The sequence below is a fragment of the Lysobacter sp. CA199 genome (assembly GCF_052078715.1).
Classification (GTDB): Bacteria; Pseudomonadota; Gammaproteobacteria; order Xanthomonadales; family Xanthomonadaceae; genus Lysobacter.
In genome coordinates this window covers 119,122-145,395 of the sequence record NZ_JBQJIL010000005.1, presented here as the reverse complement: position 1 = coordinate 145,395, position 26,274 = coordinate 119,122, and the positions used below count along the sequence as shown (strand labels likewise).

Sequence of the window (26,274 nt, the reverse complement as noted above, 5' to 3'; positions counted from 1 at the left end):
AGTACGACGATGAGCATCGATCAAGAGACTTCGCACGATCCCGCTGCCGGGCGCCACGGCTGGCGCTTGGCCCTGGCGGCGCGATTGCGCCGGCACGGCGCCACGCCGAACGGCATTTCGCTGTTCGCCATCGGCTTGTCGGCGGTGGCCGGACTGTCGTTCTACTTCGCCCTGCGCGATCCGCCGCATTACGGCGCGGTGTTGCTGCTGTTCTCGGCGGTGTGCCTGGCCGGGCGCTTGCTGTGCAATCGTCTCGACGGCTTGCTGGCGCGCCGCGGCGGCATGGTCGGCAAGGCCGGTGAGGTGTACAGCGATGCGCCCGATCGCCTGGCCGATGCGCTGGTGTTCCTCGGTGTGGGCTACGGCCTCACTCCGTGGCTGCCGTGGGCGTCTGACCTGGGCTGGGCCGCTTCGCTGTTGGCGGTGGGCACCGCCTATGTGCGCGTGCTGGGTTTGGCCTGCGGCCTGCGCGAGCACGGCGAGGGACCGATGCCGCGGCGCACGCGCATGATCGCCACCGCGATCGCGGCGTTGTTCGCCGCGGCAGGACTGGCGCTGGGTCACATCGCGGTGGTGGCGTGGTCGCTGCTGGCCGCGCTCGGCGTGATCATCGTCGGCGCGGCGCTGACCATCGGCCTGCGCCTGCGCGCGATCGTGCGCGAACTGGAGGCGCGATGATCTCGCAACTGCTCGCTGACGGGTTCAGCGCGGCGATCCGGCTGCTGACCGGCGCGCGCGCCCTGTGGCGCTGTTCGCCGTCGGCCGATCACCGTGTGTATTACGGCAATCATGTCAGCCACGGCGATTTCGTGATGATCTGGTCGGCATTGCCGCCGGCGCTGCGTCGCGACGTGCGCCCGGTCGCCGGCGCCGATTACTGGCAGCGCGACGCGCTGCGGCGTTATCTGATCCGCGAAGTCTTCAACGGGGTGTTGATCGAGCGCGATCCGGCTCAGCGCAAACAGGACGCCATCGAAACCCTGTGCGAGGCGGTCGACGGCGGCAGTTCGCTGATCCTGTTTCCGGAAGGCACGCGCAACCAGAGCGACGAGCCGCTGCTGCCGTTCAAGAGCGGTCTGTATCACCTGGCGCGCAAGCGGCCGGAACTGGAATTCGTGCCGGTATGGATCGACAACCTCGCCCGGGTCATGCCCAAGGGCAAGGTGCTGCCGCTGCCGCTGTTGTGCACGGCGACCTTCGGCGACACGATCCGGCTCGGCGCGGACGAAGATAAGGATGCGTTTTTATGGCGCGCGCGCGAGGCTTTGCTGGCCTTGTCCGATCATGCGCCAAGCAACGGCCAGGGAGCGGCGGGATGAAGGATTGGATCGGTTTCGCGCGCGAGTTGCCGCATTCGGTGCTGTTGTTCGCCGGCGTCGCCGGGGTGTTGTTGATTGCGACCGTGATCGCCGAGTGGTTGCGCTGGAAGACGCGCGAGCGGCCCAGCGCGGTGGTCGCCAACCTGGTCGCGCGCATTCGCGCGTGGTGGGTGATGGCCTTGGTAGTGGGACTGGCGTTCGCGATCGGCCGGGTCGGCATGATCGTGTTGTTCGCGCTGGTCTCGCTGTTCGCGCTGCGCGAATTCATCACCTTGGCGCCGACCCGGCGCGGCGATTACTACGCCTTGCTGGCGGCGTTCTATCTGGCCCTGCCGTTGCAGTACTGGCTGGTCTACACCGACTGGTACGGGCTCTACACCTTGTTGATTCCGGTGTATGCGTTCTTGCTGCTGCCGATTCTGTCGACCATCGGCGGCGACACCACGCGTTATCTGGAGCGCACGGCCAAGGTGCAGTGGGGGCTGATGATCTGCGTGTTCTGCATTTCGCACGTGCCGGCGCTGATCAACCTGCGGATTCCGGGGTACGAAGGGCGCAATCTGCTGCTGATCGCGTTCCTGGTGATCGTGGTGCAGTCTTCCGACGTGCTGCAGTACGTATGGGGAAAATTGTGCGGCAAGCGCTTGATCGCGCCGAAGTTGTCGCCGTCGAAAACGCTCGAGGGCTTCCTCGGCGGCGTCGCCTCGGCCACGGCACTGGGCGCGGCCTTGTGGTGGATCACCCCGTTCACGCCGCTGCAGGCCGCAGCGCTGGCGTTGGTGATCAACCTGATGGGTTTCTACGGCGGCCTGGTGATGTCGGCGATCAAGCGCGATCGCGGGATCAAGGACTGGGGGCATATGATCGAAGGCCATGGCGGCGTGCTCGACCGGTTGGATTCGGTGTGTTTCGCCGCCCCCGTATTCTTCCATTTGATCAGGTATTGGTGGGTGTAGCCGACGCGCTCGCGAGCCATTGGCTCGCGCGTCGGCTACACGCCCGGCCAAGGATGGCCGGGCCGGACGCTCCGAAGCCCGCGCAAGTCCCGCCATGGATGGCAACGCGATTCGACTAGAAGCACCGCCCGCTTTGCGCGCATTGCGCGCAGGCCGGCTACACGCCCGGCCAAGGATGGCCGGGCCGGACGCTCCGAAGCCTGCGCAAGCTTCGCCATGGATGGCAACGAGCAAACCAAGACGCGTCGGACGCTTTGCGCGCAGTCAGGCTGGCCCCACCCAAGCACGCCCGACCAACCCGAACCTCGCGTAAGCTTCCTTATCAACGGCAACGAGTGAATCCAAAGCCGCTGCCCGCGCGGAGAAACAGATGAATTCGCCATCGCTGCAAATGGACGACGCTGTCTACGAACGCCTCAACCGGCTGTGCCAGGCGGGCAACGAACTGACCCGCGAAGGCCGCTTCGACGCGGCGGTGACCCAGTTCAACGACGCCTGGGAACTGGTGCCCGAGCCGAAGAAGGATTGGGAAGCCTCGACCTGGATCCTGACCGCGGTCGGCGATTGCTATTTCCACCTGGGCGATTTCAAGTCCGCGCGTTCGGTGCTGGAGTACGCGGTGCGCTGCCCGGGCGGTCTGGGCAATCCCTTCATCCATCTGCGCCTGGGGCAGGTGATGCTGGAGTCGGGCGAAGCCGATCGGGCCGCCGACGAACTCATGCGCGCTTACATGGGCGCGGGCAAGGATATTTTCGCCGAGGACGATCCCAAGTATCTGGCGTTTCTGGGCACCCGCGCGCAACTGTGATCGCGGCCCGCGCCGGGCGCGGCCTCAGGTCCAGTCGAAGGTCAGCAGCGCCAGCCGTTCGACCGGCTCATAGAACAACATCAGGTCCGCGCCGCTGCTGCGGTAATTCCAGCCCTGCATCGCGCGCGCCGCTGAGGTGGGGCGCGGATGATCGCATGGGGCGATCGCGGTGAATCGGCGACGGCGCGCGGAGCGCTGATGCATCGCCGGATCGCGCGAGTCGCCATCGCGGCGACCGTCTTGGGCCGCGCTTACTCCAGCCCGTACTCGCGCAGCTTCTTGCGCAGGGTGGCGCGGTGAATGCCGAGCATCGCCGCGGCGCGGCTCTGATTGCCGTCGCAGTGTTGCAATACCTCGGCGAACAGCGGAATTTCCAGCTCGCGCAGCGCGATTTCGTAGAGGTTCTCGGTGCCGCTGCCGTTGAGGTCGCCCAGGTAACGCCGGATCGAAGTCGCCACGTGATCGCGCAACGGAACGCGGGGTCCGGAGCGGGAGGCTTCGTTGCGGTCGTTGAGTGCGTTCAAGTGCTTCCCCGTAGCAGATTTCCGTCGACCGTATGGACTGGATGCGCACTGCGCGCAGCGCCGACGGGAGGGGGAGTCTAGCGCGCCGGGGTCGCGGCAGACAACGCGACGGCGCGATATTTCATCGGAAATCGAAAGTGAACGCGACCACGTGCGGCGCCGGTTCGAGCACGTCGAACTGCACCGCGGCGCTTTGCCCCGGCGCGATCAGTTCCCCGGCCTTGTAACCCTTGCGGTAGTCCTTCGGAGAGAACGCGCGCTGGCCGACCTTCCGGCCATCGACGTCTTCCAGACTCAGCACCAGGGTCGGCCAGGGTTGCGCCCAGCGCGCATCGTTGCGGAATCCGGCGGAAACGCGCAGCACGCCCGTGCGATCGGCGACCGGCAGCACATTGCGATTGAGCATCGTCAACGCGCTCGGCTCGCGCCACGGCGGAATCTCGCACGGCAGCGCCCCGCACAACGCGGCGACCGTCGGCCGCCAGCCCGCATCGGCGGCGAGTTCGTCGCGTTGCGCCAGCAGCAGTTGCAAACCCAACAGCAAGGCCAGCGCAACGGCGAGCGCGGCCAAGCTCCAATGCAGACGCGGCGCGGCGGCGCGGGTGCGCGCCTGCTGACGGGCGAAGCTGGGCGCGCGGCGCGTGGCCGATACCGCGGTTTCGGGTTTGCCGTTGCGCGGCGCCGCGCGTCTGGAGCGCCGCGCGACGGGCGCCGTCTCGGCGGTCAGCGGCGGCAGCGGCAGGGCCGGCGTCTCGTTCGGTGCCTGATCGGTGGTGTCGGACGCGGCTTCGGCGTGGGTGGGCGTAGTTTGCGTGGCTGCGGCGTCGGTCTGCGCGATTCCAACCGGCGCGGCTTTTACGGATGTCGTTCCTGAGGGCTCGATCGCTGCGGGGCCTTCGGAACGCGCGTGCTCGCGCGTCGCCGTGGCGGTGCCGGCGGCAGTCACGCCGCTCTTTGCCGCATCGGCCGCATCGGCCGCATCGGCGCCACCGTGCGGGATCGGACGCACCGAGGCGACGGTGCCGGCCTTGCGCAACTCGCTGGCTCGCGATGTCGCAATCGCCGGTGCGCTCTTGCGTGGAGCCGACGCGGTTTGCGCAACCTTTGCCGGTACCGACACCGACACGCTCGGTGCGGTGGTGGTATCGCCCGCATCGTCGGACTTGCCTTGCAAGGCGCCGCCGCAACGCGGACACGCCCGCGGTGGACCGTCGTTGGCGACGATCAGCGCGACCAGGTATCCGCAATGGGGGCAGGCGACGAACATTCGCGTTATTCAACCATGCCGCCGCGCTCAGCGACGACGTACGCCTGTGACGCGGATCCAGTCTTCGAGACGGTCGGCGCGCAACTGATCGAACTCGGCGGCATAGCGCGCGAGCACCTCGTCCTCTTGTCCGGCCAGGATGCCCGACAAGGCGATGCGTCCGCCCGGCGCGACGCGCGCGGCCAGCGTGTCGGCCAAGGCGATCAGCGCCGAGGCGAGAATGTTCGCGACCACCACCGGATACGTCGCCACCGGTTCGTCCTGCGGCAGATGCACTTCGATGCGCGCGCCCACGCCGTTGCGTTCGGCATTGTCGCCGGTGGCGATCAGCGCCTGGGGATCGTTGTCCACGCCGACCGCGTGCGCGGCACCGAGCTTGAGCGCGGCCAGCGCGAGAATGCCCGAGCCGCAACCGAAATCGAGCACGCGGCGGCCGGCGAGTTCGCCGGCATCGGCCAGCCCGTCCAGCCAGGCCAGGCACAGCGAGGTGGTCGGGTGGGTGCCCGAACCGAACGCCAGGCCCGGATCCAGCCGCACCACCGCCGCTTCGGGCGTGTCGGCCTCGCTGGGGAGTTCATGATTCCACGGCACGATCCAAGTGCGGCGGCCGAACTGCAGCGGCGCGTACTGGTCCATCCAGGCGCGTTCCCAATCCTGGTCCTCGACCTGGCGGAAGCGCACCTGGGTCCAGTCCAGGCCGGGATCGAAGGACTCCAGCGCGGCCAGCACGATCAGCGCGTCGGTCTCGTGTGGGAACAGCGCGCTGAGCACGATGGATTGCCACAGCGGGGTCTCGCCCACGCCCGGTTCCAGGATCGCGTGCTCGTTGCTGGTGTCGGCATCGGCGTCGAGCATGGTCACGGCGAGTGCGCCGACGTCGTCCAGCGCGGCTTCGAAACGCGGTTGTTCGGTTTCGCTGCAGCGCAGGGTCAGTTCGAGAAAGGGCATGAGGGCGCGGGCGGTCGTTCGAAAGCGGCGGCCATTATTGACCCGTTTCGCGACGATCAGATAGCGTGCGCCGGTTCGCGTCCCGCCGGACCCAGGAGCCGCACGCAATGGAATCGCCCGCCTGTTCGCCGCACGCCCCGTCCCGCTCGCCCCTGTCGCCGCGACCGGCGCGCCTGTGGGCGGCGTTATCGCTGCTGTGCCTGGTCGCGGCCTGCACGCGCGAATCGGCCGCTCCGTCCGCTCCGGGTGCCACCGCGCCGCCGGTTGCGACGGCTCCGGCTCCGGCCGCGCCGCCACCGGCCGAGACGGTGCCGTTGGATGCCCACGGCGAGGTCGGCAGCCTGCAATTGCGAGCGCTGAGCGAGATTCCGAAAGCCCCGCCCGCCGACATCGAGGCCTCACCTGACTGCATGGTGGAGCCCGCCTCCGATGAAGCGCGCGCGGCGGTCAAGCAGGGCTGGCGGATCGTCGACGAATTCGCTTGGGGCGGCTACCGCGTGCTCGGCGTCGCCGCCGCGCCGGCGCATCTGGCCGGCGCGGGCTGCGTGGCCGGCGGCGGGCGTGTCCTGTTCTTCCGCGATGGCCGGCTGGCCGCGCAGTTGCTCGATCTGAAGGCCGATCCGAAAGAATCCGACGCCGGCGTCCAGCACGTATACGCCCACGACGATCCGGGCAAATCGTCCAGCCCGAGCCCTCGCGACGGCGCCAGCGAACTGCGGGTCACCGATTGGGCGGTCGAACGCGCCCGGGTCGTGACCGCGGGTCGAGGGCGTGGATCTGCCGCAAGCGCGCGAGCGTCTGCTGGCGCGGGGCTGGAAGGCCGATCCGCCCAAGCGCGAGCCGGGCAGCGCGGAGTATCTGCAGGGGATCATCGATGCCGGCTATCCCGAGGTCGAGGATTGCTCCGGCACCGGCCAGGGTTTCTGCAGCTTTATGTATCGCAACGCCGCCGGCGACCGCTTGAACCTGGTCACCGCGGGCGAATACGTATCGGCCTCGCAGGGGGGCGAGTCCGCCTGGCCGGGCGGTCGCCACGCCGGGGTTACCTGCGCGGGCGCCAGGGGTAGCGCGACGGATGCTGAATAGGGCGAACGCTATGGTCGGCGAAGTGGCCAGGTCGGGTTCGCGCGGTCGGGGCGGCGTCTGAAATGTGATGAATCACTGAATTTGTTGGGGCGCGGGCATAGGCCCGGCGCTTGACTTATCATCGGCACCTTAACGATGCGCTGATCGTGCCCGTTCCGGCTTGCTGACCGGTAAGGCGCGGCGGCCACCGCGTCCGCGCCGGCTCGCGCCGTCGCCTCCGCCAGCCTGGATCACGAGTCACGCGCTTGATGTCCAATGCCTACACCTCCGGCTACCCGCAGAATCCGCGCCTCACCCGCGCCGGTGCGCGCGTGAGCGGACGCGTGCTGGCCAGCCTGGTGGGTCTGGCCGTGCTGGTTGGCGCCTTCGTCTACGCCGGCCGGCGCGACCCGCAGGCTCAGGCCGACGCCGAGCAGGCCGCGATCGGCAGCTCTCCGGCCGCGCGCGCGCCGTTGACGGCGCCGCAAAGCGCGGTCGGCGGCGACGACAGCGCCGGTGCGTCGGCGTCGCGGCGCAAGACGCGTATGCCGGTGCAATCGCCGTTGCGCCAGCAGTTCGAGCAGGCGCGCGATCTGTACGCCTATGCGCAGACCCTGCGCTCGCGTGCCGATGCCGGCGAGCCCGAAGCGATCTGGCTGCTGACCCGGGTCTACGACTATTGCGCCAACTATTCCAACGCGCCGGTCGACTACGGCAACGATACCCGCGCGATCGAATCGATGAACATGCGCAGCTCGGCGGCGATGGCCGCCGCGCGCTCGCGCGTGAGCGAGCGTTGCGCGCGCTTCGTTCCCGCCGACAACCTCAATTACCCGATGATCCTGGTCAAGCGCGTCGAAGCGGCCAAGGCCGGCAGCCTGCCCGCCGAAGCTTCGCTGCTCGCCGCCGGCGAGCCGCTGGAGAAGACCGAGGATTACCGCAACAACCTGATCGATCGCGTGGTGCGCTCGAAGGATGCCGATGCGTTCTCGGCGTTGGCGCCGGTGATGGGCATCGCATCGAACGGCCGCAGCACGGGTTCGGCCTACAGCCGCGCCGCCGGAACCCAGTTCGCCGAACTGGCCTGGCAGCTGGCGGCGTGTCAATTAGGCCAGGACTGCGGCCCTAAAAGTTCGTTAATGACCTCCTACTGCGCAAACGGCGGCATTTGCTCGCAAGACCCGCAGCAGGATTTCGCAAGTTTCGTTTACGACGCGGCGATCCCGCGTCAGGGAGCGGACGTGGTTCAGGAAATGGTCGATTCGCTGACTGGCGAAGAGAGGAAACAATGAAACGCGAGCACTTCATAAGCACGGCCAAGGTCGGGTTCTGGGCGCTGTTGTTGAGCGCCTACTCGGTCGGCGCCGCCGGCGTGATGATCGACGTGTTCGGAGACGACTACCGCGAGCTCGGCCAAGTGGCCGTGACCTCGGTGGATTCCAAGGCCGAACAGCGCTCGTTGAGCGCGGCGCAGATCGCGGCGGTATACCGCGCCCAGAGCGGCGCGCCGTTCTCGTCGCTGCCGCCGGGCAGCACGTTCAAGGTGGTCTGGCCCGACGGCTCCAGCGAGTACGTCATGGTCGTCAGCCCCTCGGCCAGCGGCGGCGTGCAGCCGATTCCGGGCACCCAGGTGGCCGCGGTGGGCAAGAACAAGGGCAAGAGCACGGACCTGCCTCGCAACGTGCCGGGCGCGGCCGAGCTGACCGAGGCCGATGTGCGGGAAATGGCGAATTGGATGGACGTGGCGCGTTGATCTTTGCCGGTTCCATGCCCGCCAAGGCGCGCGCAGACTTGCGCGCGCGGCGGGCGATCGTCCGAGAGTTGCTTATCGCCGGAGCGCAAGGCTCCGTGCGCGGCGGTCGGGTTTGATCCGATCGCGGTAGATGTGTGGCCGGCACCGCAGCGAAGCCCCGAAATCTTTTGTGGGAGGGCCTTCAGGCCCGACGCTGTTCGTTCCGCTCGCATCGAAGCCGCACTGCCCTTGAGTCAAAGGCGTTGGGCCTGAAGGCCCTCCCACAAGAAACTTCGTGGCTTCGTCGTGAGCGGTTGTTTGCTCAGTGCAGTGCATTCGCGCCGGTCGTCGCGCGGTGTTTGATCGATCCGCGTAAACCCCGCAAATAAATCCCGCAAGAAGAAAAGCCCTTTCTCGCGAAAGGGCCCTCTTCACCACTCAGGAGTTTCCCAGCCAGATCGCGGCCTGCCGCGAGGCGCCGCGCCGGTCAGACGATCGAAATCGTCTTCTCCTTCTGCTCCTTGAGCCGCTTTTCCAGGTAATGGATGTTCATCCCGCCCTGCTGGAAGCCGGCATCGGACAAGATGCGCTGCTGCAGCGGGATGTTGGTCTTGATGCCGTCGACGACCATCTCGCTGAGCGCCACGCGCATGCGCGCGATCGCGGTGTCGCGGTCGGGGCCGTGCACGATCAGCTTGCCGATCATCGAGTCGTAGTTCGGCGGCACGCGGTAGCCTTCGTAGATATGGCTGTCGACGCGCACGCCGGGGCCGCCCGGTGCGTGGAAGTGGTTGATCGGGCCCGGGCAGGGCATGAAGGTTTCCGGATCTTCGGCGTTGATGCGGCATTCGATCGCGTGGCCGTCGAGCACGATGTCGCTTTGCTTGATCGACAGCTTGCGGCCGGCGGCGATCATCAACTGCTCACGCACCAGGTCGATGCCGGTCACCAGTTCGGTCACCGGATGCTCCACCTGGATGCGGGTATTCATTTCGATGAAGTAGAAGCGCCCGTCTTCGTACAGGAACTCGAACGTGCCCGCGCCGCGATAACCGATGCGGATGCAGGCTTCCACGCAGACCTTGCCGATCTGCGCGCGCTGCTCCGGCGTGATGCCCGGCGCCGGCGCTTCCTCGACGACTTTCTGATGGCGGCGCTGCATCGAACAATCGCGTTCGCCCAGATGGATCGCGTTGCCCTGGCCGTCGGCGAGCACCTGGATTTCCACGTGACGCGGGTTCTCGAGGAATTTCTCCATGTACACCATGTCGTTGCCGAACGCGGCCTTGGCTTCGGACTTGGTGGTCTGGATCGCGGCGTTGAGATGGGCTTCGGTGTGGACCACGCGCATACCGCGACCGCCGCCGCCGCCGGCGGCCTTGACGATGATCGGATAACCGATCTCGCGCGCGATCTTGATGTTGGCCGCGTTGTCGTCGCCGAGCGGGCCGCCGCTGCCGGGCACGCAGGGCACGCCGGCGTCCTTCATCGCGCGGATCGCCTCGACCTTGTCGCCCATCAGGCGGATGGTCTCGGCGCGCGGTCCGATGAAGATGAAGCCCGATTGCTCCACGCGCTCGGCGAAGTCGGCGTTCTCGCTGAGGAAGCCGTAGCCGGGGTGGATCGCCTGGGCGTCGGTGACCTCGGCCGCGGCGATGATGGACGCCATGTTGAGGTAGCTCTCCGACGAGGGAGCCGGCCCGATGCAGACCGACTCGTCGGCCATGGCGACGTGCTTGAGGTTGCGGTCGACGGTGGAATGCACCGCGACCGTGCGGATGCCCAGCGCGTGGCACGCGCGCAGGATGCGCAGCGCGATTTCGCCGCGATTGGCAATAACGACCTTATCCAGCATGGGCGCGGCCTCAGCCGATCACGAACAGCGGCTGATCGAACTCGATCGGCTGGCCGCTCTCGGCCATCACCTTGAGCACCGTGCCGGAGACGTCGGCTTCGATCGGGTTGAACATCTTCATCGCCTCGATCACGCCGAGGGTGTCGCCGACCTTGACCGACTGGCCGACCGAGACGAACGGCGGCTTGTCCGGCGCCGGCGAGGCGTAGTAAGTGCCGACCATCGGCGCGCGCACCACGTGGCCGTCGGGCAGATCGTTGTGCGGCTTGGCGCTGCCGCCTGTGGCTGCTTCGGTCGGCGACTGCATCGGCATCGCCTGTGGCGCGCGCTGTTGCTCAGGCTGCGGCGCGTACATCGGCTGCGGTGCCATCGCATAGCCACCCTTGGGCGTGCGGGCCAGGCGGACCGATTCTTCGCCTTCCTTGATCTCGATCTCGGCGAGGTTGGATTCCTCGAGCAGGTCGATCAGTTTTTTGATTTTGCGCAGGTCCATGGAGCGGGCCTCAGTTTTGGATCTTGGATGCGGACCGCGCGAGGCGGTCCGGGCGATGGGGGATCAGGATGCCAGCCGCTTGATGGCAGCTTCGAGTGCGTAGCGATAACTATCGGCGCCGAAGCCGCAGACCACGCCAAGGGCCAGGTCGCTGAAATAGCTGTGGCGGCGGAAGTCCTCGCGGGTGTGCGGGTTGGACAGGTGGATCTCGATGAACGGGATCGCGACCGCCGCCAGGGCGTCGCGGATCGCCACGCTGGTGTGGGTGAAGGCGGCCGGGTTGATCAGGATCAGCGCGGTGCCGTCGCCGCGGGCGGCCTGGATGCGGTCGACCAGGACGTGCTCGGCGTTGGACTGCAGGCTGTCCAGGTCATGGCCGGCCGCCTGCGCACGCTCGCCCAGGTCCGAGTCGATCTCGGCCAGGGTGGTGCGGCCATAGACCTCGGGCTCGCGCGTGCCGAGCAGATTGAGGTTGGGGCCGTGCAGGACCAGGAGCTTGGCCATGGGGACCGGACGGTTGCCTTCAAAGGGCGGCAGTTTGCGCGATGGCAGCTCAGCTGTCCAGGAGTTGCCCGCCAAATCGGCGAAGTTGTCGCGATTTAAGCGGTTGTTTGAGTGGCGGCTCTAAATGCCGGCGTGATCGCGGCAACAGGCGCATTTTGAGCACCCGATCGCAACCGTTGGCGGCAGTTGAACCTGGGCGGGCCGCAAACTGGCTGAACGCTATTCGAGCACACCGGCGCGGCGAGCGAGCGGACCTGCGGCGGGCCGGTTATGCGCTGACGGTCACGGACCGGTGCTGAAAGCCGCGGCGATGCCACGAGGTCTGTTGTGGGAGGGCCTTCAGGCCCGACTGCGCCAAGCGCCGCCTCAATCCACCCAGCCGTCGATCTCGCGTTCCAGGAACGGCCCGATCCGCTGCTTGAGCAGCTTGCCGTCGGCGCCGATCAGCACGGTGTACGGCAGCACGCCCTTGGGGTTGCCCAGTTGCACCCCCGAATCGCGAGGGCCCGGCTGGTCGAGAACGATCGGATAGCCGACCGGTACGCGCTGCAGGAAGGCGGCGACATCGGCGGGGTTGTCCAGGGCGATGCCGACCACTTGCGTGCCCTTGTCGCCCTGCGACTGGGCATAGCGGTTGAGCTCGGGCATTTCCTTGATGCATGGGCCGCACCAACTGGCCCAGACGTTGATCAGGATCGGCCGTCCGGCGTACGCCCGCGGCAGCTCGATCGGCTTGCCGCTCAGATCGGCCAGGCGCAGCGTCGGCATCGGTTGGCCGCGTTCGGCCACGGCCAGATCGGCCGGCGGCTTGGGCGCTTGCCGTGCGAGCTGGTCCTGCAGCACGCGCTGGCCCAGTTCGGTGCGCTGGAACCAGCCGCCGCCGTTGATCATTTGCCCGGCGAGCACGCCGAGTGCGCCGGCGGCGACGGCGATCGCCACGATCTTGATTGCCGAAGGAATCGCGATGGTCGTGTCTCCTCAGTGCGTGCGTTCAGCGCGCCGCCGCGCGCGCGCGTTCGGCGCGCTGAGCGAATTCGGGCGCTTTTTCGAAACCGACCAGGCGCAGTTCGCGCCGCTCGGCACCGTGCGCGTAATACAGCGTCATCGGCGGGCCGATGATGCCCAGCCGCTTCATCAGCGCCTGATCGATGTCGTCGTTGGCGGTGACGTCGGCCTTGAGCAGGACGAAGCCGTCCAACGCGCGATGCACGGCCGGTTCGGGGAAGGTGTATTTCTCCATCTCCTTGCAGGCCACGCACCAGTCGGCATAGAAATCGAGCATCAGCGGTTGGCCGGATGCCTGTGCCGCGGCGATTTCGCGGTCCAGGTCCTGATTGGATTTGATCTTGCGGAACGGCAATTCGGCCGGATGCGCCGCCGCGCCGCCGCGCAGGCCGGCGAGCGGGCGCAGCGGATCTTCGCTGCCGGCCAGCGCGCCGAACACTTGCGCCGCGCCGGTCAGGCCCAGCAGCAGCGCCGCCAGCCAGCCCAGCGCGCGCACGCCGTCGCCCAGTGTCTTGCGGCTCAGCGCGAGCGCCACCATCACCGCCGCGCCGAGCAGCAGCGCGCCCCACAGCGCCAGCGTCACCGGACCGGGCAGGATGCGCGAGAGCATCCAGATCGCCATGCCGACGAACACCAGACCGAACACGCGCTGCACGCCGACCATCCACGGCCCGCTGGTCGGCAGGCCCTTGCCGGCGGCGACGCCGAACGCGACCAGCGGTGCGCCCATGCCCATCGCCAGCGCGAACAAGGCCGCGCCGCCGAACAAGGGATCGCGGGTCTGGCCGATGTAGAGCACCGCCGCGGCCAGCGGCGGCGCCACGCAGGGGCCGACGATCAGCGCCGACAACGCGCCCATCACCGCCACGCCGATCCACGAGCCGCTGCGCTGGCGATTGCTGACTTCGCCGACCAGATTGCGCAGCCGGTGCGGCAGTTGCAGTTCGTACAAGCCGAAGCTCGACAGCGACAGCGCCAGGAACAGCAGCGCGAACAGCACCAGCACCCAAGGCGTCTGGAAGGCGATCTGCAGATTGGCGCCGACCAATCCGGCGACGATGCCGGCGATGGTGAACACCACCGCGCTGGCCAACACGTACACCAGCGACAGCGCGAACGCGCGGCGCGCGCCCAGGCCCGGGCCGCGACCGACGATCAGGCCCGACAGGATCGGCACCATCGGCAACACGCACGGGGTGAACGCCAGCAGCAGGCCGAAGCCGAAGAAAGTCAGCAGCGCGAAATAGCGATTGGGGCCGGCGAGCGACGCGGCGAGCAGGCTGTCTTCAGCTTGCGCGGGCGCGCTGCCGACGGCCGGGGCCGATGCGGTGGGCGCCGCGGCGCCGGTGGCGTTCGCATCGTTGCCGGCGTCGGTGCTCGCCGAGACCGAAGCATCGGCCGGTGCCGATGCGTTCGCCGATACGTTGCCCGCATCCGCGCTCGCGCCGGTAGCCGCCGCGGCCGACGCATTCGCACCCGCGTTGCCGGGCGCGGCGCCATCGATCTTCGCCGGTTCGACCGCGGCGAGCGTGCCCTTGGGCAGATCGACCGTGATCTTGCGCGTCATCGGCGGATAGCAGATGCCGTCGGTCTGGCAGCCCTGGAAACCGGCGGTGAGCACGAGCTTGCCGCCGTCGGTGGTCTTGCGCAGCAGCGGCAGCGGCACGTCGATCTGATCGAAGAACACGGTGACATCGCCGAAGTGCTCGTCGCGGTGCGCGGTGCCGCGCGGCCACTGCGGCTTGCCCGCGGCGATGTCGGCGCGGTCGGTCTTCAGCGAGGTCTTGTCGCGATACAGGTAATAGCCGCGTGCCGGAGTGAAGCGCAGCAGCAGGGTGTTGCCGTCTTTGGCGATGGCCTCGAAACCGAAGGCCTGCTCCGGCGGCAACGGCAATGCGTCGGTGGCGCCGCCCGGGGCGGTGTTGCGCGGCGCGGTCAGCGGCGAGGAGCCGCCCAACAGCGGATTGGACGCGCCGATGCGATTGCCGAACCCGGCCAGCGGCGCCGCGCCGGGCACGGGGTCCACGCCCGGCGCGGTGTTGGCGCCGGCGAGCGCCACGGTCAGGGTGCGGGTCTGCGGCGGATAGCACACGCCGGCTTCGGCGCAACCCTGGTACTTGACCGTCAGTTGGACGCTGTCCGACTGGGCCTGGCCGGGCAGGGTCGCGCTGACGTCGTTGTGGTAAGTCTCCACATCGCCGAAGAACTCATCGCGGTGCGCTTTGCCTTTGGGCAACTGCAGCGCCTGCGCGGCGAAGCCGGCATCGGTCTTGACCGAGATGCGGTGACGGTAAAGGTAATAGCCCTTGGCCACTTTCCACGAGATCGCGATGCGATCCGGCGCCGGCGCTTGCGCGCTGAGCGCGAAGGCGTCGTCGACCGGCAGCAGATCCTTCTCGTCCACCGCCAGCGCGGGCGCGGACAGCGAAGCGGCGAGGCAGGCGAAGGCGAAGGCCAGACCGGCGCGCAGGCGCCGGCCTCGAAGCGGTTGGTCGGTCATCGGTCGGGAGTCTGTTCGTTCACCCATCGCAGGTACGGCTCGGAGACGTCGCGTGGTTCGACCACGAGAATCTCCGGCAGTTCATACGGGTGCAGTTCGGTCAGCCGTTTCATCAGCGCGCCGTAGACGGTGACGCGGCTTTTGATCAGCAACTGGATTTCGGTCGCGTGTTCGATCCGGCCCTGCCAGCGGTAGGTCGAGCGCGCGCCGGGGATACGGGTGACGCAGGCGGCGAGGCGTTCTTCGACCAGGGCCAGCGCGATCGCATCGGCGCTGGCTTCGTCGGGGCAGGTGCTGAGCACCAGCACGGGCAGGGTATCGGGCATGGGCTCAGTGTAAGGGGCCGGCCGCGGCCGGGAGGAACCAGTTGCGCGGTTTAACGCGGGCCAGTCCGACGGGGCCGGGCCGGCCGCGGCGGCGATTTTGCCCGATGAGGGCTTTGGCCGACGCAAACGCCGTCACCGCGGCTGCGCGGCCTGCCGTTCGCGCACGAACTCCACGAATGCGCGCAGCGGCGCCGGCAGCTGTCGCCGGCTGGGGTAGTACAGATAGAAACCGGGGAAGGCCGGGGTCCAGTCCGCCATCAGCCGGACCAGCCGGCCGGCGGCCAGGTGTTCGCGCACGTGACAGTCGAACAGGTAGGCGATGCCGACGCCGTCGAGCGCGGCGCGTTCGGCGACTTCCGGTTCGCCGACGATCAGCGGCCCGTCCACCGCGGCCTCGAGTTTTTCCGTGCCGCGCTCGAACTCCCAGTGATACAGGCTGCCGTCGGTGGGCCAGCGGAAGTTGATGCAGCGGTGCTCGCGCAGGGTGCGCGGTTCGGTCGGCGTGCCGTGGCGCTGCAGGTAGGCCGGCGCGGCGACCACCATCATTTCGATCTCGCCGCCCAGGCGCAGGCTGACCATGTCCTTGTCGAGCATCTCGCCCAGGCGCACGCCGGCGTCGAAGCGGCCGGCGACGATATCGACCAGGCGATCGTCGGTGACCAGGTCGACGACGATGTCCGGATAGCGCTGGTGAAACGGCCCCAGCAGCGGCGCGATGCGCTGGATCGCCGCGATCTTGGAGGCGTTGATGCGCAGCAGCCCGGCCGGCGTGTCGCGCAGGCTGCGCACGTCGGCGACCGCCGCGTCCAGATCGGCCAGCGCCGGCCGCAGGCGGCTCAGCAGGCGCGCGCCAGCCTCACTGGGCGCGACCGAGCGGGTGGTGCGGTTGAGCAGGCGTAGGCCCAGACGTTCTTCCAGGCTGCGGATAGTCTGGCTCAGCGCTGACGGCGACAGGCCCAGATGCGCGGCCGCGCGGACGAAACTGCCGTGTTCGGCGATCGCGGCGAAGGCGCGCAGTTCGGCGTAGTCGTTGCCGCGCATCGATTATGCATCCGTTGCTTAATGACTCATGCAGATAATGCCGGATTAACCCAGTAGTGTCTGCGGCCTATCGTGCCGCATCCCCACTGGAGATCGCTGGCATGAGCACCGCAACCACCCTGGACACCTACCGCCTGCTGGGCCGCTCGGGCCTGCGCGTTTCGCCGCTGTCGCTGGGCGCGATGACTTTCGGCAACGACTGGGGCTGGGGCGCCGAAGAAGCCGAGGCACGCCGGATCTTCGACACCTACCTCGAACGCGGCGGCAATTTCATCGATACGGCCAATCAGTACACCAACGGTTCGTCGGAGCGGTTGGTCGGCAAGTTCGCCCAAGGCCGTCGCGACGAATTGGTGATCGCCACCAAGTACACCCTGACCGGCCGGCCGAAAGATCCCAACGCCGGCGGCAACCATCGCAAGAGCATGGTGCGTTCGGTCGAAGACAGCCTGCGCAAGCTCGATACCGATTACATCGATCTGCTGTACCTGCACGCCTGGGACGCGACCACGCCGGTCGAGGAAGTTCTGCGCGCGATGGACGATCTGGTCCGTGCCGGCAAGCTGATCTACGTCGGTATTTCCGACACCCCGGCCTGGCAGGTCGCGCGGATGCAGGCCATCGCCGACCTGCGCGGCTGGTCGCCGCTGATCGCCTTGCAGATTCAGTACAGCCTGATCGAGCGCACGGTCGAGCGCGAACTGATGCCGATGGCCAAGGAACTGGGCCTGGGCGTGGTGCCGTGGTCGCCGCTGGGCATGGGCGTGCTGACCGGCAAGTACAGCCGCGCCGATCTGGACATCGGCGGCGGCGTGCCCGAGGCGATCGGCACGCGCAAGAACATCGCCGCCGGCAACGGAGCGCTGACCGAGCGCGCGCTGGATATCGCCGAGGTGGTCAAGCAGATCGCGCGCGATATCGGCAAGACGCCGGCGCAGGTGGCCTTGGCCTGGACCCTGCTCAATCCGGCGGTGACCTCGCCGATCATGGGCGTGCGCACCCTGGCGCAGTTGCACGACAACCTCGGTGCGTTGGAGGTCGAGTTCAGCGATGCGCAGCGCGCGAGGCTGGATGAAGCCAGCGCGATCGCGGCGGGCTTCCCGCACGATTTCCTGGCGATGCCGCTGGTGCGCGCGGTGATGTTCGGCGAGGTGAGGCCGCCTGTGCGGTTGTGATTGTGGCGGTGGGTGCAGCGCCGCTAGCGCCGGGCTCGCGGCTGGTACGAATCGGTCGGCTCGACCGAAGCTCAAAGCAAATCCCCCGGCGCAGCTACATCTTCTTCAAGCACGCTACGCGGGCGCCGGCCCCTTTTCCAAAGGGAACGGATGGGACGGTAAAGCAAGCTTGCGCAACCCGGTCGAAGCAACGGGCCGGCGCACTGTGAAGCCAGGCGCTTATCGATGCGCGGCGATCGGTTCCCTTTGAAAAAAGGGGGATTCGCTTTCGCTACCAAATCAACCGCCCCACCCATGGACGTAGCCGGCGGATCGTCGCTTTACACCGATCGCGCGCCCGCGCTCTGTTCCCGCTCTTGCGACTGATCGCGCTGAGCGACTTGCCGGCCATGATCGGCGACCGCGCGGTCGGCCGCTTCGCTGCTGTGCTGCAGCGGCACTTGAATGGCCTTGGCTGTCTCCACCGCCGCGGTGTTGCGGTTGAAGGCCGGGTTGTCGCCGATGCCGCTCACTTCGACCGCGCGCGCCAGCGAACCGTCGCGGTTCAACTCCACGCGGTCGGGGCGGGTACCCTCGCGCAGCACGGCGACGGTGAGTACGCCGGCCAGATTGCGGCTGTGTTCGCCGGGAGGAATTCCGCGCTCGTGTTCGGCCTCGTGCACTCGAGCCAGCACTTGGCGATACACGGCGGCATGGGCGCCATCGGGATCGCTGAGCAAGGCCGCGCGGTGCTGTGTGGTCGGTTGCGCGGTAGGTTGCTCCGCGCCAGCCGGCGCGGGAGCAGGCGGTTGCGGCGCCTGCTCGGCCTGGCTTTCCTGCCGTCGCTGCACGGCCTCGGCGGCCTCGGGCAATCCGCGTTCGACCGCGCGCGCGTTGAGAGCGTCGCGGGTGCGTTCGTCGGCCCGGCCGTCGGCCGGCTCGATGTTTTCGTCTCGCTGGAAGCGCCGTATCGCGGCCTCAGTGTTCTCGTCGTATCTGCGGGTGGCGCCTCTGGCACCCAGATATTCGAGCCCCTGCAACTGTCGCTGCAGATCCGCGACCGGATCGCCGCGGTCGCCGCGCGCAAGCACCTGGTCGTTCAACGGACCGTACAGGTCGGTGATGGTGCTCAGCTCGAAGTCGGGGTTGGCGCGCTCGACATCGGCCCTGATACGGTCGAACAGGGCTTGATCGGCTTGTCCGTTCACCGGATCGATGCCCGCATCGGTCTGGTATTTGCGCAGGGCCTGCTCGGTCGACGGACCGAAATCGCCGTCGGGGGAAAGCGCGTTGCCGGCGTCGTTGGTGTAACCCAGTTCCTTGAGGTATTGCTGCATCTCGAACACGCGGGCGTTGGCGTCGCCGTTCTGCAGCGGCGCGTCGGCGGCGCGCGTGGGCGGCAGCGGCGTAAGGTCGACTCCGTCGCGCTCCACCGCGGTGACCAGAGCGGGCACCTGCGCTTCCCACGCGGTGGCCAGGGCGGCGATGTCGGCCGCGCGGTTGACGCCATTGACGATCGCGCGCGCGCCCTGGTAATCGGCCGCGACTTCGGGGTCGGTGCCGATGTAATCGTCCAGGCCTCGGCCGGTGAACAATCCATCGCGCATGCCGCGCACGAGGATTCGCGACGCCACCTCCGGATCGGCGGCGAGCGCCGGATCGGCGACCAGATCCCCGCCTCGGCCGAGCGCCTCGCCCAGTCGTTGGTAATTGTCGCGATGAGTCAAATGCGCATAGCCGCGGCCGAAGTAGTCTTCTCCGCCTTCGTAGCCGAGTCTGGCCGCTTCCCGGCGGCCGAAGTCTTCTTCGGGCTTGGTGAAGTTCTGGCTCTCGTGCTCGGCCGTCGCCAATATGTAGGCGATCTGGCGCGGGTCGGTCACCCCTTCCTCGATGCAGGTTCTGACGATCAGCGCGATTGCCTGGTCGCGGCTGATGGGGGAAGAGGCGCTGCGTCCGTATCCGTCGCTCATGGTATCGCTCCTTGTGCGCTGTCGGAGGCCGCCGAGACGATCGCGCCGGCGGTCACCCCCGTTTCAGGGCGCTTGTTTGGTGCAGGTGTCATAATCGTTTTGTTCGGCGATGCGCGGCGTATCGCCTCGCAGCTCGATGGTCTTTTCGCCTCGTTCGCACGGACCGCTCCGGTACCAGATGTCGAGCCGTCCGGCCGCGATGCGAGACACCGAATGCCCGTCCACCAGATCGGCGAGGGCGCGGTTCTCCACCCATCGCCCGGACTTCGGATCGAACAGGTAGTACCCATACGAAGGATCGCCATACGACCCTTCGAAACCGGTCCAGACGATCAGGTCTTGTTTGCCGTCGCCGTTGATGTCGGAGAGCATGAAGGTCGGCCAGCCGTCGACGAAGCCGACATCGAGCGAGCCGCGGTAGCCAGTGGCACCGGCCTTGTGCACGGTCGAAAAAGCGACTTGCGGCAATGAAAGCGTTTGTTCGCCAACGCCGGGCAAGACGATCCGCAGTTGCGCGCCTGAGCACACCCGGCGGCCCTGTCCGGCGCAGCGCTGCGCCTGCATCGCCACCACGGCGTCGCCCAGGCGCAGGCTCAGCGCGCCGTGCGCATCGGGGAACCCGTGGGCCGATTGGCGGCCCGCGCGTGAATCGGATCCGGAGGCGGCCAGCACATCGAATTGCGCGATCGTGCGCGCAAGCCGGCACTCGCGTCCGTCCTGCGGGACCGCGGGCGCGGTCTTGCCCGCCACGCCGCACAGGCGGTCGGTTTCGTTGAGCCAGTCGCGTTGTCGCGTGCGCAACGCATCGCGCTGCGCGCCGGAGACTGCGCCGATCTTTTCCTTGTAGACGGTATTGAGCGCGCGGTCCTGATAGGCCAGTTCTTCGTCCAGGCACCGCCCGCGCGCTTGGGTGTCCCCGCCCGCGGCGGTGAGGCAGCCGCGGTACTTGCGGCTGCCCTGAGCGGATTTGAGCTCGGCGGTGGCCGTCGGGGCGGTAGCGGCTGCGCCGGACGCGCCGTCGCTCGCTGGAGCGGCTTGCGTCGATACCGGCTTGACGGGCGTGTCGCTTGCCGTGCTCGCCGAAGATGAATACGCCGTGCCGTTGCACGCCGCCATCAAACCAGCGCAGAGCAGGCTGACGCAAACCCTGCCGAGCCGCCGCCGGCCCTGCAACCGCCGAAATGTGACGTCGAAAATCATGCATTCCCTCGCGATCGAACGACGGGTTTCAGGCTAGCACGGATGCCGGAAGCCGAAGATTTCCCACGGGCTCAGGCCGCGATGTGAAGGCCCGTTTCCGGCGAAAACACGCAGCCCAGGTCCTGTTTTCCATTCAGTATCCGAATCGAGGCATTGGGCGGATTCTTCTCGCGGTCGAACCATTCGAACGGGTGGTGCAGCCATTGCATCACCAGCGCGCGCAGGGTGACGCCGTGGCTGACGATCACCAACTGGTCGATGCCGTTCTTGTCGTAGTCGCGTTGAAAGGTGCCGAAGGCCTGATGCACGCGCACGGCGACATCGAAGCGGCTTTCGCCCAGCGGCATGCGCGCCCAGAAACGGCCTTCGAACTCGACTTGTTTGTCGTAGTGGGCGCTCTCGCGTGGAAACTGGACGGCCAGTTCGTCCTCGGGGACGCCGTCGAACAGGCCGAACTGTTGCTCGACCAGATTGATGTGCTCGCGCCGGTCGAAGGCGAACTTGTCCGCATGTTCGCCTTCGGCGATAGCGGCCACGGCCTGGACGCCGCGGATCACCTGATCGGCGGTCTGCCGGGTTCGCGCATACGGCGAAACCCAGAAACGGGTTTTGGTTTCGCGCGTGTTGTGTTCGAGGAAATGGCGGCCGAGCCATTCGCCGGCCGAATACGCCTGATCGATGCCGCGTTCGGTCAGGCCGATGGCGTGATCGGCCAGGCGCATATGCGTGGAATGGTCGACGTTGCCGGCCGACTCGCCGTGCCGGATCAGAATCAGTTTGAGTTTCTTCATGCCGCAGGTTCCTCCTGGAAGTCCGCTCCGTGCGAGCGTGGATTCGATCGCGTTGCCGCGACAAGGATCGGCCAAAGCCCGGCCGGCGTCCACTTGCCGCGCGGCATCGGTCAGAACGCATTCTCTGCACGCCGATGCCGGTATAAGGTGGCGCATTCGGGAGAACCGCATGCTCGCTTGGCTCGATCTTCGTTCCGCTCTGGCGGTCTGTGCAGGCGCGCTGTCGATCGCGCTGTCCATTGCGCCGGCGCGCGCGGCCGCGCCGACATCGCTGCCGATAGCCGGCGAGATTACCCATGGCCGCTTTCAGCGCACGCCGGTGCGCTTGCCGCAAGGCGAGGTGAAGCGCTTCGTGCTGTGGTTCGCCGACGGGGCCGACGGGGCCGACGACGCCCGGCGCAAGGCCCGGGTCGACGCCTTGGTGGCCGATGGAGCGATGGTCGCGGTGGTCGCGGTCCGCGCGCTCGAGGAACGGCTCAACAAGGACGGTGGCAGCTGCAACTTTTCCTCCGGCGACGTGGAGAATTTCTCGCGCTTCGTCCAGGCCTATTACCGTTTGCCGACGTATCACTTGCCGCTGCTGATCGGCGATGGCGAAGGCGCCGCGTTCGCCTATGCCGTCGCCGCGCAGGGCGATGCGACGCTGTTCGCCGGCGCGATCGCCGACGGGTTCTGCCCGACGCTGGACATGCCACGCGCGTTCTGCGCCACCGGCGCGCTCAAACTCGCGAACGAAAACGGCGGCCTGCGGTTGCAGCCCGCGCCGTTGGCGCTGCCATGGCTGGTCGCCGCGCCGCGCGCCGGAAACGCGCGTTGCCAGGCCACGGCCGCCGAGGCCTTCGTCCAGGCGATTCCGCAGGCACGCCGCTTCGCCCGCACCGCCGCCGGCGAAGCGTGGCCGGGGCTGCGCGCGGCCCTGGTTTCGCTCGGCGCGCAGCGCCACGTCAGCCTGCCGCCGCCGCCGGCCGATCTGAAGGGCTTGCCGATCACCGAAGTGGCCGCGGCCGGCGGCGGCAATGCCGACACCTTCGCCATCTTCATCTCCGGCGACGGCGGCTGGGCCGATTTCGACAAGAGCGTCGCCGCGCGCCTGAGCCGGGCCGGCGTGCCGGTGGTCGGCGTGGATTCGCTGCGTTACTTCTGGACGCCGCGCACGCCGCAGAGCTTCGCCGCCGATCTGGACCGCATCGTGCGTTACTACGGTGCGCAGTGGAAACGCGGCAGCGTGTTGCTGGTCGGTTTCTCGCAAGGCGCCGACGTGCTGCCCGGCGGGTACAACCAGCTGCCGCCGGCCACGCGCGGCGCAGTGCGTTCCACCGCGTTGATCTCGCCCGGGCTCAAGGCCGAGTACGAATTCCATCTGACCAACTGGATCGGCGGCAGCGGCAAGGGTCTGCCGATCGCGCCGCAGGTCGCGCGCATGCCGGCCGCGCGGGTGCTGTGCATCTACGGCAGCGACGACGGCGACGCGCTATGCCCGAAGTTACCCAAGGGAGCGGCTTCGGTGGCGAAGATGCCCGGCGACCACCACGTCGGCGGCGATTACGACGGCGTCGCCGCGCGAGTGTTGTCGGCGGCGGGAATTTCGACCGCGGCGACCGCCACGCCCTGAGCTGGCGGCGCGCTGTCGGGGAAACGCGCGGTGCCGCGCTCGTGTTCGTCGTGGCGGCGCGGATCCAGCGAGATCAACCGGGTCACGTCGAGCAAGGCGGTCGGCAGATGCATGCCGCCGGGCGCGGCCAGATAGCGCGGGCGCCAGACCGGGTCGAACTTGGCCTTGAACCGGCGCAAGCCGACGAAGCCGTAGAAACGTTCGCCGTGGCGCGCGATCAGATTGGCGAAGCGGTTCCAGCGCCCGGCCAGGCGATGCTGCGCGAGCCCCGACAACGGCGCCATGCCCAAGCAGAAGCGCTCGTAGCCGTGTTCGCGGCCCCAGGTCAGCAACTCGGCGAACATGAAATCCATCGTGCCCTTGGGCGAGTCGGCGGCGTGGCGCATCAGGTCGACCGACAACTCACGGCCGTTGGTCGCGGTCCACAGGTTGGCGAAGGCGACGATCCGGCCCTCGTGTTCGACCAGGGCCAGCGGCAGGCGCTTTAGATAGTCGGCGTCGAAGCTGCCCAGCGAGAAGCCTTTTTCTTCGCCGGACTTTTGTTCCAGCCAGTCGTCGGAGACCGCTTCCAGTGCCGGCAGCAGCGATTCGACTTGTTCTACCGGCGCGATGCGGAAACTCAGGCCCGAGCGCTTGCCGCGATTCCAGGCCTGGCGCAGATCGGCGCGGGTCGGGCCTTGCAGATTGAAATCTGTCAGCGGCACCAGCGCTTCTTCGCCGAGCTTGACCAGGGTCAGGCCGAGGTCGAGATACGTCTGCCAATGCTGTTCGCCGACTTGATAGAACACCGGGCGCACGCCGAGCCGGTCGGCTTCTTCGCGGAAGCGCCAGATCAGCGCGCGCACCGCGTCGGGCGGGCCGACCGGATCGCCCATCGAGATCAGAGAGCCGCCGTAGCGTTGCATCATCACGAAGCCGCGCTGCGCTTCGTCCATCAGCAGCGCCTTGTCGCCGGTCAGCGCCAAATGCGCCTGGCTGTCTTCGGCCAGGGCCAGGATCGGACGGATCTGCGTCAGTTGCGTCTCGTCCGCACTCGGCAGCGGCGCGCGCGCGGCGTGCAGCAAGCGCGCCAGACCGAAGGCGACCACGGTCAGGCTGACCAGCAACATCGCTCGCAGCGCGCGCGGTGCGTTGCCGGAGACCAGGAACTCCCACCACAACTCGTTGCGGTATTCGACGTGGCTGTAGGCGAAGAACATCAGCCAGATCGCGGCGATCAGCACCAGACCCAGATTGCGCAGCCAGCGCCACGACCAGGCCTCATCGAGCAAGGCGCCCTGGCGGTAGAACTCGCGTCGCGCCGCCCACAGCGCCACCGCGACCAGCGGCGGCGCCAAGGCCAGCAACCAATGTCCACCGCGCAGCCACGACGGCAACGGCAGCAGCGCGCACACCGCCAGCGCCAGCGCCCAGGCGGTGTGACTGCGGCGTTGCAGGCCCTGGCCGATCAGCAGCAGGCCGACGCCGCCGAGGCTGGCGAGCAGTTGCGAGGTCTCGATCAAGGGCAAGGGCGCGCCGACCAGACGATGGCGCGGCTTGGGCAAGGTGCCGTCGAGAATCAGCGCCGCGCCGAGCACGAACGCGGCCAGCGCGATCACGTGCGGCAGCCACGGCCGGATCGCCAGCCACGCGGTGCGCAAGGCGCCCGCGCGCGCGGCGACCGGCCCGCGCACGGCGGCGAACAGGCCCATGACCGTCGCGATCGCCAGCGGCAAGGCGTAATAAGTGATGCGGTAGGCGACCGCGGCGGCGAGCAAAGTGGCCGGGGCCACGCCAGGCAACAGCTTGAGCAGGCACCACTCGAACACACCGATGCCGGCGGGCACGCTCGACAGCAGGCCGGCGACCACTGCCACCAGGTACAGGCCGACGAAGCCGATGAAGTCGGTGCCGGGGATCGGCGCGAGCAGCGCGTACAGCGCACTGCCGGCCAATGCCAGTTCGATGACGCTGAGCGCGGTCACGCTCAGCACGGTGCGGCGATCGGGCAACCACAGCGCGTGTCCGCGCAGCCGCAGGGTGCGGCCCTCGCGGCCGACCGCGAACAGCAGGCCGAGGAATCCTAGTGCGATCGCGCCGCCGACCGCGCGGATCGCGTTCTCGCTCAGCGGCAACAGCGCCGCCGCCGGGGTGGGTTCGAACATCAGCGCGCAGGCCAGCAACACCCAGGCGCCGAACACGAAGCCCAACGTGCTCATCAGCACCACTTGACCGATGTCGGCAAGCGACAACCCGGCCGCGCCGTAACCGCGCAGCCGCACCGCGCCGCCGGTCAGCGCGGCGAAGCCCAGGGTGTGGCCGACCGCATTGGCGAGGAAGGCGGTGACGATCAGCCGCAGCGGCTTGACCTTGCTGGCGTTGCGGCGCAGGCCGATGGCGTCGAAGCCGACCAGGCAGGCATAACTGGCCAGGCCCAGCAGGAATGCCAGCACGATCCGACTGCTGTCGAGTTGCTTGAACGCCAGACGGATCGAGCGATAGCCCTGTTCGGTGAACTCGCCGGCCAGTGCTTGCAGGGCCAGCGCCAGGATCGCCAGGCTGGCCAGCATCGACAATGCGCGGCGCCAGGACGAAGCCGGACGGTCGGCGGAGGAGGCGGAAACGGGCTGAGTAGTCATGGGTGAGGCGCGCGGGGGTGCGTAAAGCTTTCAGCAAACGGCGCGAAAACGGAATGAGGGGATGGGGCGTGCAGTGTGAGGGGGATGGGGGGCGTAGGGGATTGGTTGGGGAGCAAAGGCAAATCCCCTGGCCCTTTCCAAAGGGGAGAATTCTTCGGATGGGGTGGGGTGGGTGTGTGGTGGATCGCTTCGGCGGCAAGGTGAGGGCGGGTTCGACCGCTCAGGCTGCGGCGCGAATCGCTTCAAGCACCGCCGCGCAGCTTCGCCGTGTGTTCTTCGAAACCGGTCTCCGAAAATTCGCCCCCCCTTGCAAAAGGCGGCGGCGCCCGACGCCGCAAGAAGTCGAGCCGAACACAGCGGCGCGGGGGATTTGCTCTCCCCAAAGCCCCGCATCACTCCCCGACCAACAACACGTACAAGCGGCCGAAATTCATCGGCAGCGAGACCCGCAGTTCGCCGCGCGGCTGCGCCGACAGGTCGTGCACGCCCTCGCACGCGGCAATGCGCGCACGACGGAACTGAATCCCGGTGCACTGCGCTCCAGCAGCCGCCGTTAACATCCATCGATAGTTTGTTAATTTTCCGA

25 protein-coding genes and 1 pseudogene are annotated in these 26,274 nt (G+C 68.0%); 9 read left to right on the top strand and 17 right to left on the bottom strand.

Translation table 11 applies throughout. From position 1 onward, the window contains the following. Positions 1–9: 9 nt before the first annotated feature. The 4 genes from ACTOWJ_RS10140 (at position 10) to ACTOWJ_RS10125 (ending at position 3,083) form a co-directional block, all read left to right on the top strand. Positions 10–678, top strand: coding sequence for a CDP-alcohol phosphatidyltransferase family protein (locus ACTOWJ_RS10140; RefSeq protein ID WP_441334485.1), 669 nt, complete (start codon positions 10–12; stop codon positions 676–678). Further along, entirely contained in the window at positions 675–1,319 is a 645-nt protein-coding gene (locus ACTOWJ_RS10135) for a lysophospholipid acyltransferase family protein (RefSeq protein ID WP_441334484.1), read from the top strand. Before ACTOWJ_RS10140 ends, ACTOWJ_RS10135 begins: the two co-directional genes overlap by 4 nt. Then, positions 1,316–2,275: a phosphatidate cytidylyltransferase gene (locus ACTOWJ_RS10130; RefSeq protein WP_441334483.1), complete on the top strand. Its 960-nt coding sequence runs from the start codon at positions 1,316–1,318 to the stop codon at positions 2,273–2,275. Before ACTOWJ_RS10135 ends, ACTOWJ_RS10130 begins: the two co-directional genes overlap by 4 nt. Before the next feature lie 370 nt (positions 2,276–2,645). Continuing rightward, positions 2,646–3,083, top strand: a complete 438-nt coding sequence (locus ACTOWJ_RS10125; RefSeq protein ID WP_441334482.1) for a tetratricopeptide repeat protein — start codon at positions 2,646–2,648, stop codon at positions 3,081–3,083. 24 nt (positions 3,084–3,107) lie between these two features. Here ACTOWJ_RS10125 and ACTOWJ_RS10120 read toward each other — a convergent pair whose 3' ends face one another. The 5 genes from ACTOWJ_RS10120 to ACTOWJ_RS10100 form a co-directional block, all read right to left on the bottom strand. After that, positions 3,108–3,287 (bottom strand): hypothetical protein, encoded by a 180-nt coding sequence (locus tag ACTOWJ_RS10120; protein WP_441334481.1) that lies wholly within the window; start codon positions 3,285–3,287, stop codon positions 3,108–3,110. 47 nt (positions 3,288–3,334) lie between these two features. After that, positions 3,335–3,607 (bottom strand): DNA-binding transcriptional regulator Fis, encoded by a 273-nt coding sequence (gene fis, locus ACTOWJ_RS10115; protein ID WP_441334480.1) that lies wholly within the window; start codon positions 3,605–3,607, stop codon positions 3,335–3,337. Between the two features lie 121 nt (positions 3,608–3,728). Beyond that, positions 3,729–4,874 (bottom strand): DUF3426 domain-containing protein, encoded by a 1,146-nt coding sequence (locus ACTOWJ_RS10110; RefSeq protein WP_441334479.1) that lies wholly within the window; start codon positions 4,872–4,874, stop codon positions 3,729–3,731. 27 nt (positions 4,875–4,901) lie between these two features. Next, positions 4,902–5,822, bottom strand: coding sequence for a 50S ribosomal protein L11 methyltransferase (gene prmA / locus ACTOWJ_RS10105; RefSeq protein WP_441334478.1), 921 nt, complete (start codon positions 5,820–5,822; stop codon positions 4,902–4,904). A gap of 398 nt (positions 5,823–6,220) precedes the next feature. Further along, on the bottom strand, positions 6,221–6,484 hold the full coding sequence (locus tag ACTOWJ_RS10100) for a hypothetical protein (RefSeq protein ID WP_441334477.1): 264 nt from the start codon (positions 6,482–6,484) through the stop codon (positions 6,221–6,223). A 109-nt stretch (positions 6,485–6,593) separates the two neighbouring features. On the opposite strand from ACTOWJ_RS10100, the gene ACTOWJ_RS10095 reads away from it, so the two are divergent. From ACTOWJ_RS10095 to ACTOWJ_RS10085, 3 genes are all read left to right on the top strand, one after another. Further along, the gene (locus ACTOWJ_RS10095; protein ID WP_441334476.1) at positions 6,594–6,908 is read left to right on the top strand and encodes a hypothetical protein; all 315 of its coding nucleotides are present in this window, start codon (positions 6,594–6,596) and stop codon (positions 6,906–6,908) included. Between the two features lie 248 nt (positions 6,909–7,156). Beyond that, positions 7,157–8,179, top strand: a complete 1,023-nt coding sequence (locus ACTOWJ_RS10090) for a hypothetical protein (protein ID WP_441334475.1) — start codon at positions 7,157–7,159, stop codon at positions 8,177–8,179. Then, complete coding sequence (locus ACTOWJ_RS10085) at positions 8,176–8,640, top strand: hypothetical protein (protein WP_441334474.1); 465 nt, start codon at positions 8,176–8,178, stop codon at positions 8,638–8,640. Before ACTOWJ_RS10090 ends, ACTOWJ_RS10085 begins: the two co-directional genes overlap by 4 nt. A 72-nt stretch (positions 8,641–8,712) precedes the next feature. On the opposite strand, the gene ACTOWJ_RS10080 is transcribed toward ACTOWJ_RS10085, so the two are convergent. The 8 genes from ACTOWJ_RS10080 to ACTOWJ_RS10045 form a co-directional block, all read right to left on the bottom strand. Next, the gene (locus ACTOWJ_RS10080; protein ID WP_441334473.1) at positions 8,713–8,955 is read right to left on the bottom strand and encodes a DUF6053 domain-containing protein; all 243 of its coding nucleotides are present in this window, start codon (positions 8,953–8,955) and stop codon (positions 8,713–8,715) included. Positions 8,956–9,106: 151 nt separating this feature from the next. Beyond that, entirely contained in the window at positions 9,107–10,474 is a 1,368-nt protein-coding gene (gene accC, locus ACTOWJ_RS10075) for an acetyl-CoA carboxylase biotin carboxylase subunit (RefSeq protein WP_441334472.1), read from the bottom strand. Positions 10,475–10,484: 10 nt separating this feature from the next. Then, positions 10,485–10,967: an acetyl-CoA carboxylase biotin carboxyl carrier protein gene (accB, locus tag ACTOWJ_RS10070; protein WP_441334471.1), complete on the bottom strand. Its 483-nt coding sequence runs from the start codon at positions 10,965–10,967 to the stop codon at positions 10,485–10,487. 63 nt (positions 10,968–11,030) lie between these two features. Continuing rightward, entirely contained in the window at positions 11,031–11,471 is a 441-nt protein-coding gene (aroQ, locus tag ACTOWJ_RS10065) for a type II 3-dehydroquinate dehydratase (RefSeq protein WP_441334470.1), read from the bottom strand. Between the two features lie 366 nt (positions 11,472–11,837). After that, the gene (locus ACTOWJ_RS10060; protein ID WP_441334469.1) at positions 11,838–12,410 is read right to left on the bottom strand and encodes a TlpA family protein disulfide reductase; all 573 of its coding nucleotides are present in this window, start codon (positions 12,408–12,410) and stop codon (positions 11,838–11,840) included. Positions 12,411–12,462: 52 nt separating this feature from the next. Continuing rightward, positions 12,463–14,976 (bottom strand): protein-disulfide reductase DsbD, encoded by a 2,514-nt coding sequence (gene dsbD, locus ACTOWJ_RS10055; RefSeq protein ID WP_441334468.1) that lies wholly within the window; start codon positions 14,974–14,976, stop codon positions 12,463–12,465. Continuing rightward, positions 14,973–15,302 carry a divalent-cation tolerance protein CutA gene (gene cutA, locus ACTOWJ_RS10050; protein WP_441334467.1) on the bottom strand — a complete coding sequence of 110 codons (330 nt, stop codon included), beginning with the start codon at positions 15,300–15,302 and terminating at the stop codon, positions 14,973–14,975. Before cutA ends, dsbD begins: the two co-directional genes overlap by 4 nt. A gap of 132 nt (positions 15,303–15,434) precedes the next feature. After that, a complete protein-coding gene (locus ACTOWJ_RS10045; RefSeq protein ID WP_441334466.1) occupies positions 15,435–16,343 on the bottom strand; it encodes a LysR family transcriptional regulator in 909 nt (302 codons plus the stop codon). Between the two features lie 101 nt (positions 16,344–16,444). Here ACTOWJ_RS10045 and ACTOWJ_RS10040 point away from each other — a divergent pair, with 101 nt between their 5' ends. Further along, on the top strand, positions 16,445–17,518 hold the full coding sequence (locus ACTOWJ_RS10040) for an aldo/keto reductase (protein WP_441334465.1): 1,074 nt from the start codon (positions 16,445–16,447) through the stop codon (positions 17,516–17,518). Positions 17,519–17,838: 320 nt separating this feature from the next. Here the strand turns inward: ACTOWJ_RS10040 and ACTOWJ_RS10035 are convergent, their stop codons facing one another. From ACTOWJ_RS10035 to ACTOWJ_RS10025, 3 genes are all read right to left on the bottom strand, one after another. Continuing rightward, on the bottom strand, positions 17,839–19,467 hold the full coding sequence (locus ACTOWJ_RS10035) for a peptidoglycan-binding protein (RefSeq protein WP_441334464.1): 1,629 nt from the start codon (positions 19,465–19,467) through the stop codon (positions 17,839–17,841). 63 nt (positions 19,468–19,530) lie between these two features. Beyond that, the gene (locus ACTOWJ_RS10030) at positions 19,531–20,583 is read right to left on the bottom strand and encodes an XAC2610-related protein (protein ID WP_441334463.1); all 1,053 of its coding nucleotides are present in this window, start codon (positions 20,581–20,583) and stop codon (positions 19,531–19,533) included. Between the two features lie 155 nt (positions 20,584–20,738). Continuing rightward, positions 20,739–21,458 carry a histidine phosphatase family protein gene (locus ACTOWJ_RS10025; protein ID WP_441334462.1) on the bottom strand — a complete coding sequence of 240 codons (720 nt, stop codon included), beginning with the start codon at positions 21,456–21,458 and terminating at the stop codon, positions 20,739–20,741. A 169-nt stretch (positions 21,459–21,627) separates the two neighbouring features. Between ACTOWJ_RS10025 and ACTOWJ_RS10020 the strand changes: the two genes are divergently transcribed. Further along, complete coding sequence (locus ACTOWJ_RS10020) at positions 21,628–23,070, top strand: virulence factor family protein (RefSeq protein WP_441334461.1); 1,443 nt, start codon at positions 21,628–21,630, stop codon at positions 23,068–23,070. A 50-nt stretch (positions 23,071–23,120) separates the two neighbouring features. Here ACTOWJ_RS10020 and mprF read toward each other — a convergent pair. Then, positions 23,121–25,688 (bottom strand): annotated as a pseudogene (gene mprF / locus ACTOWJ_RS10015) (bifunctional lysylphosphatidylglycerol flippase/synthetase MprF); the annotation flags it as partial. Positions 25,689–26,274 lie beyond the last annotated feature (586 nt).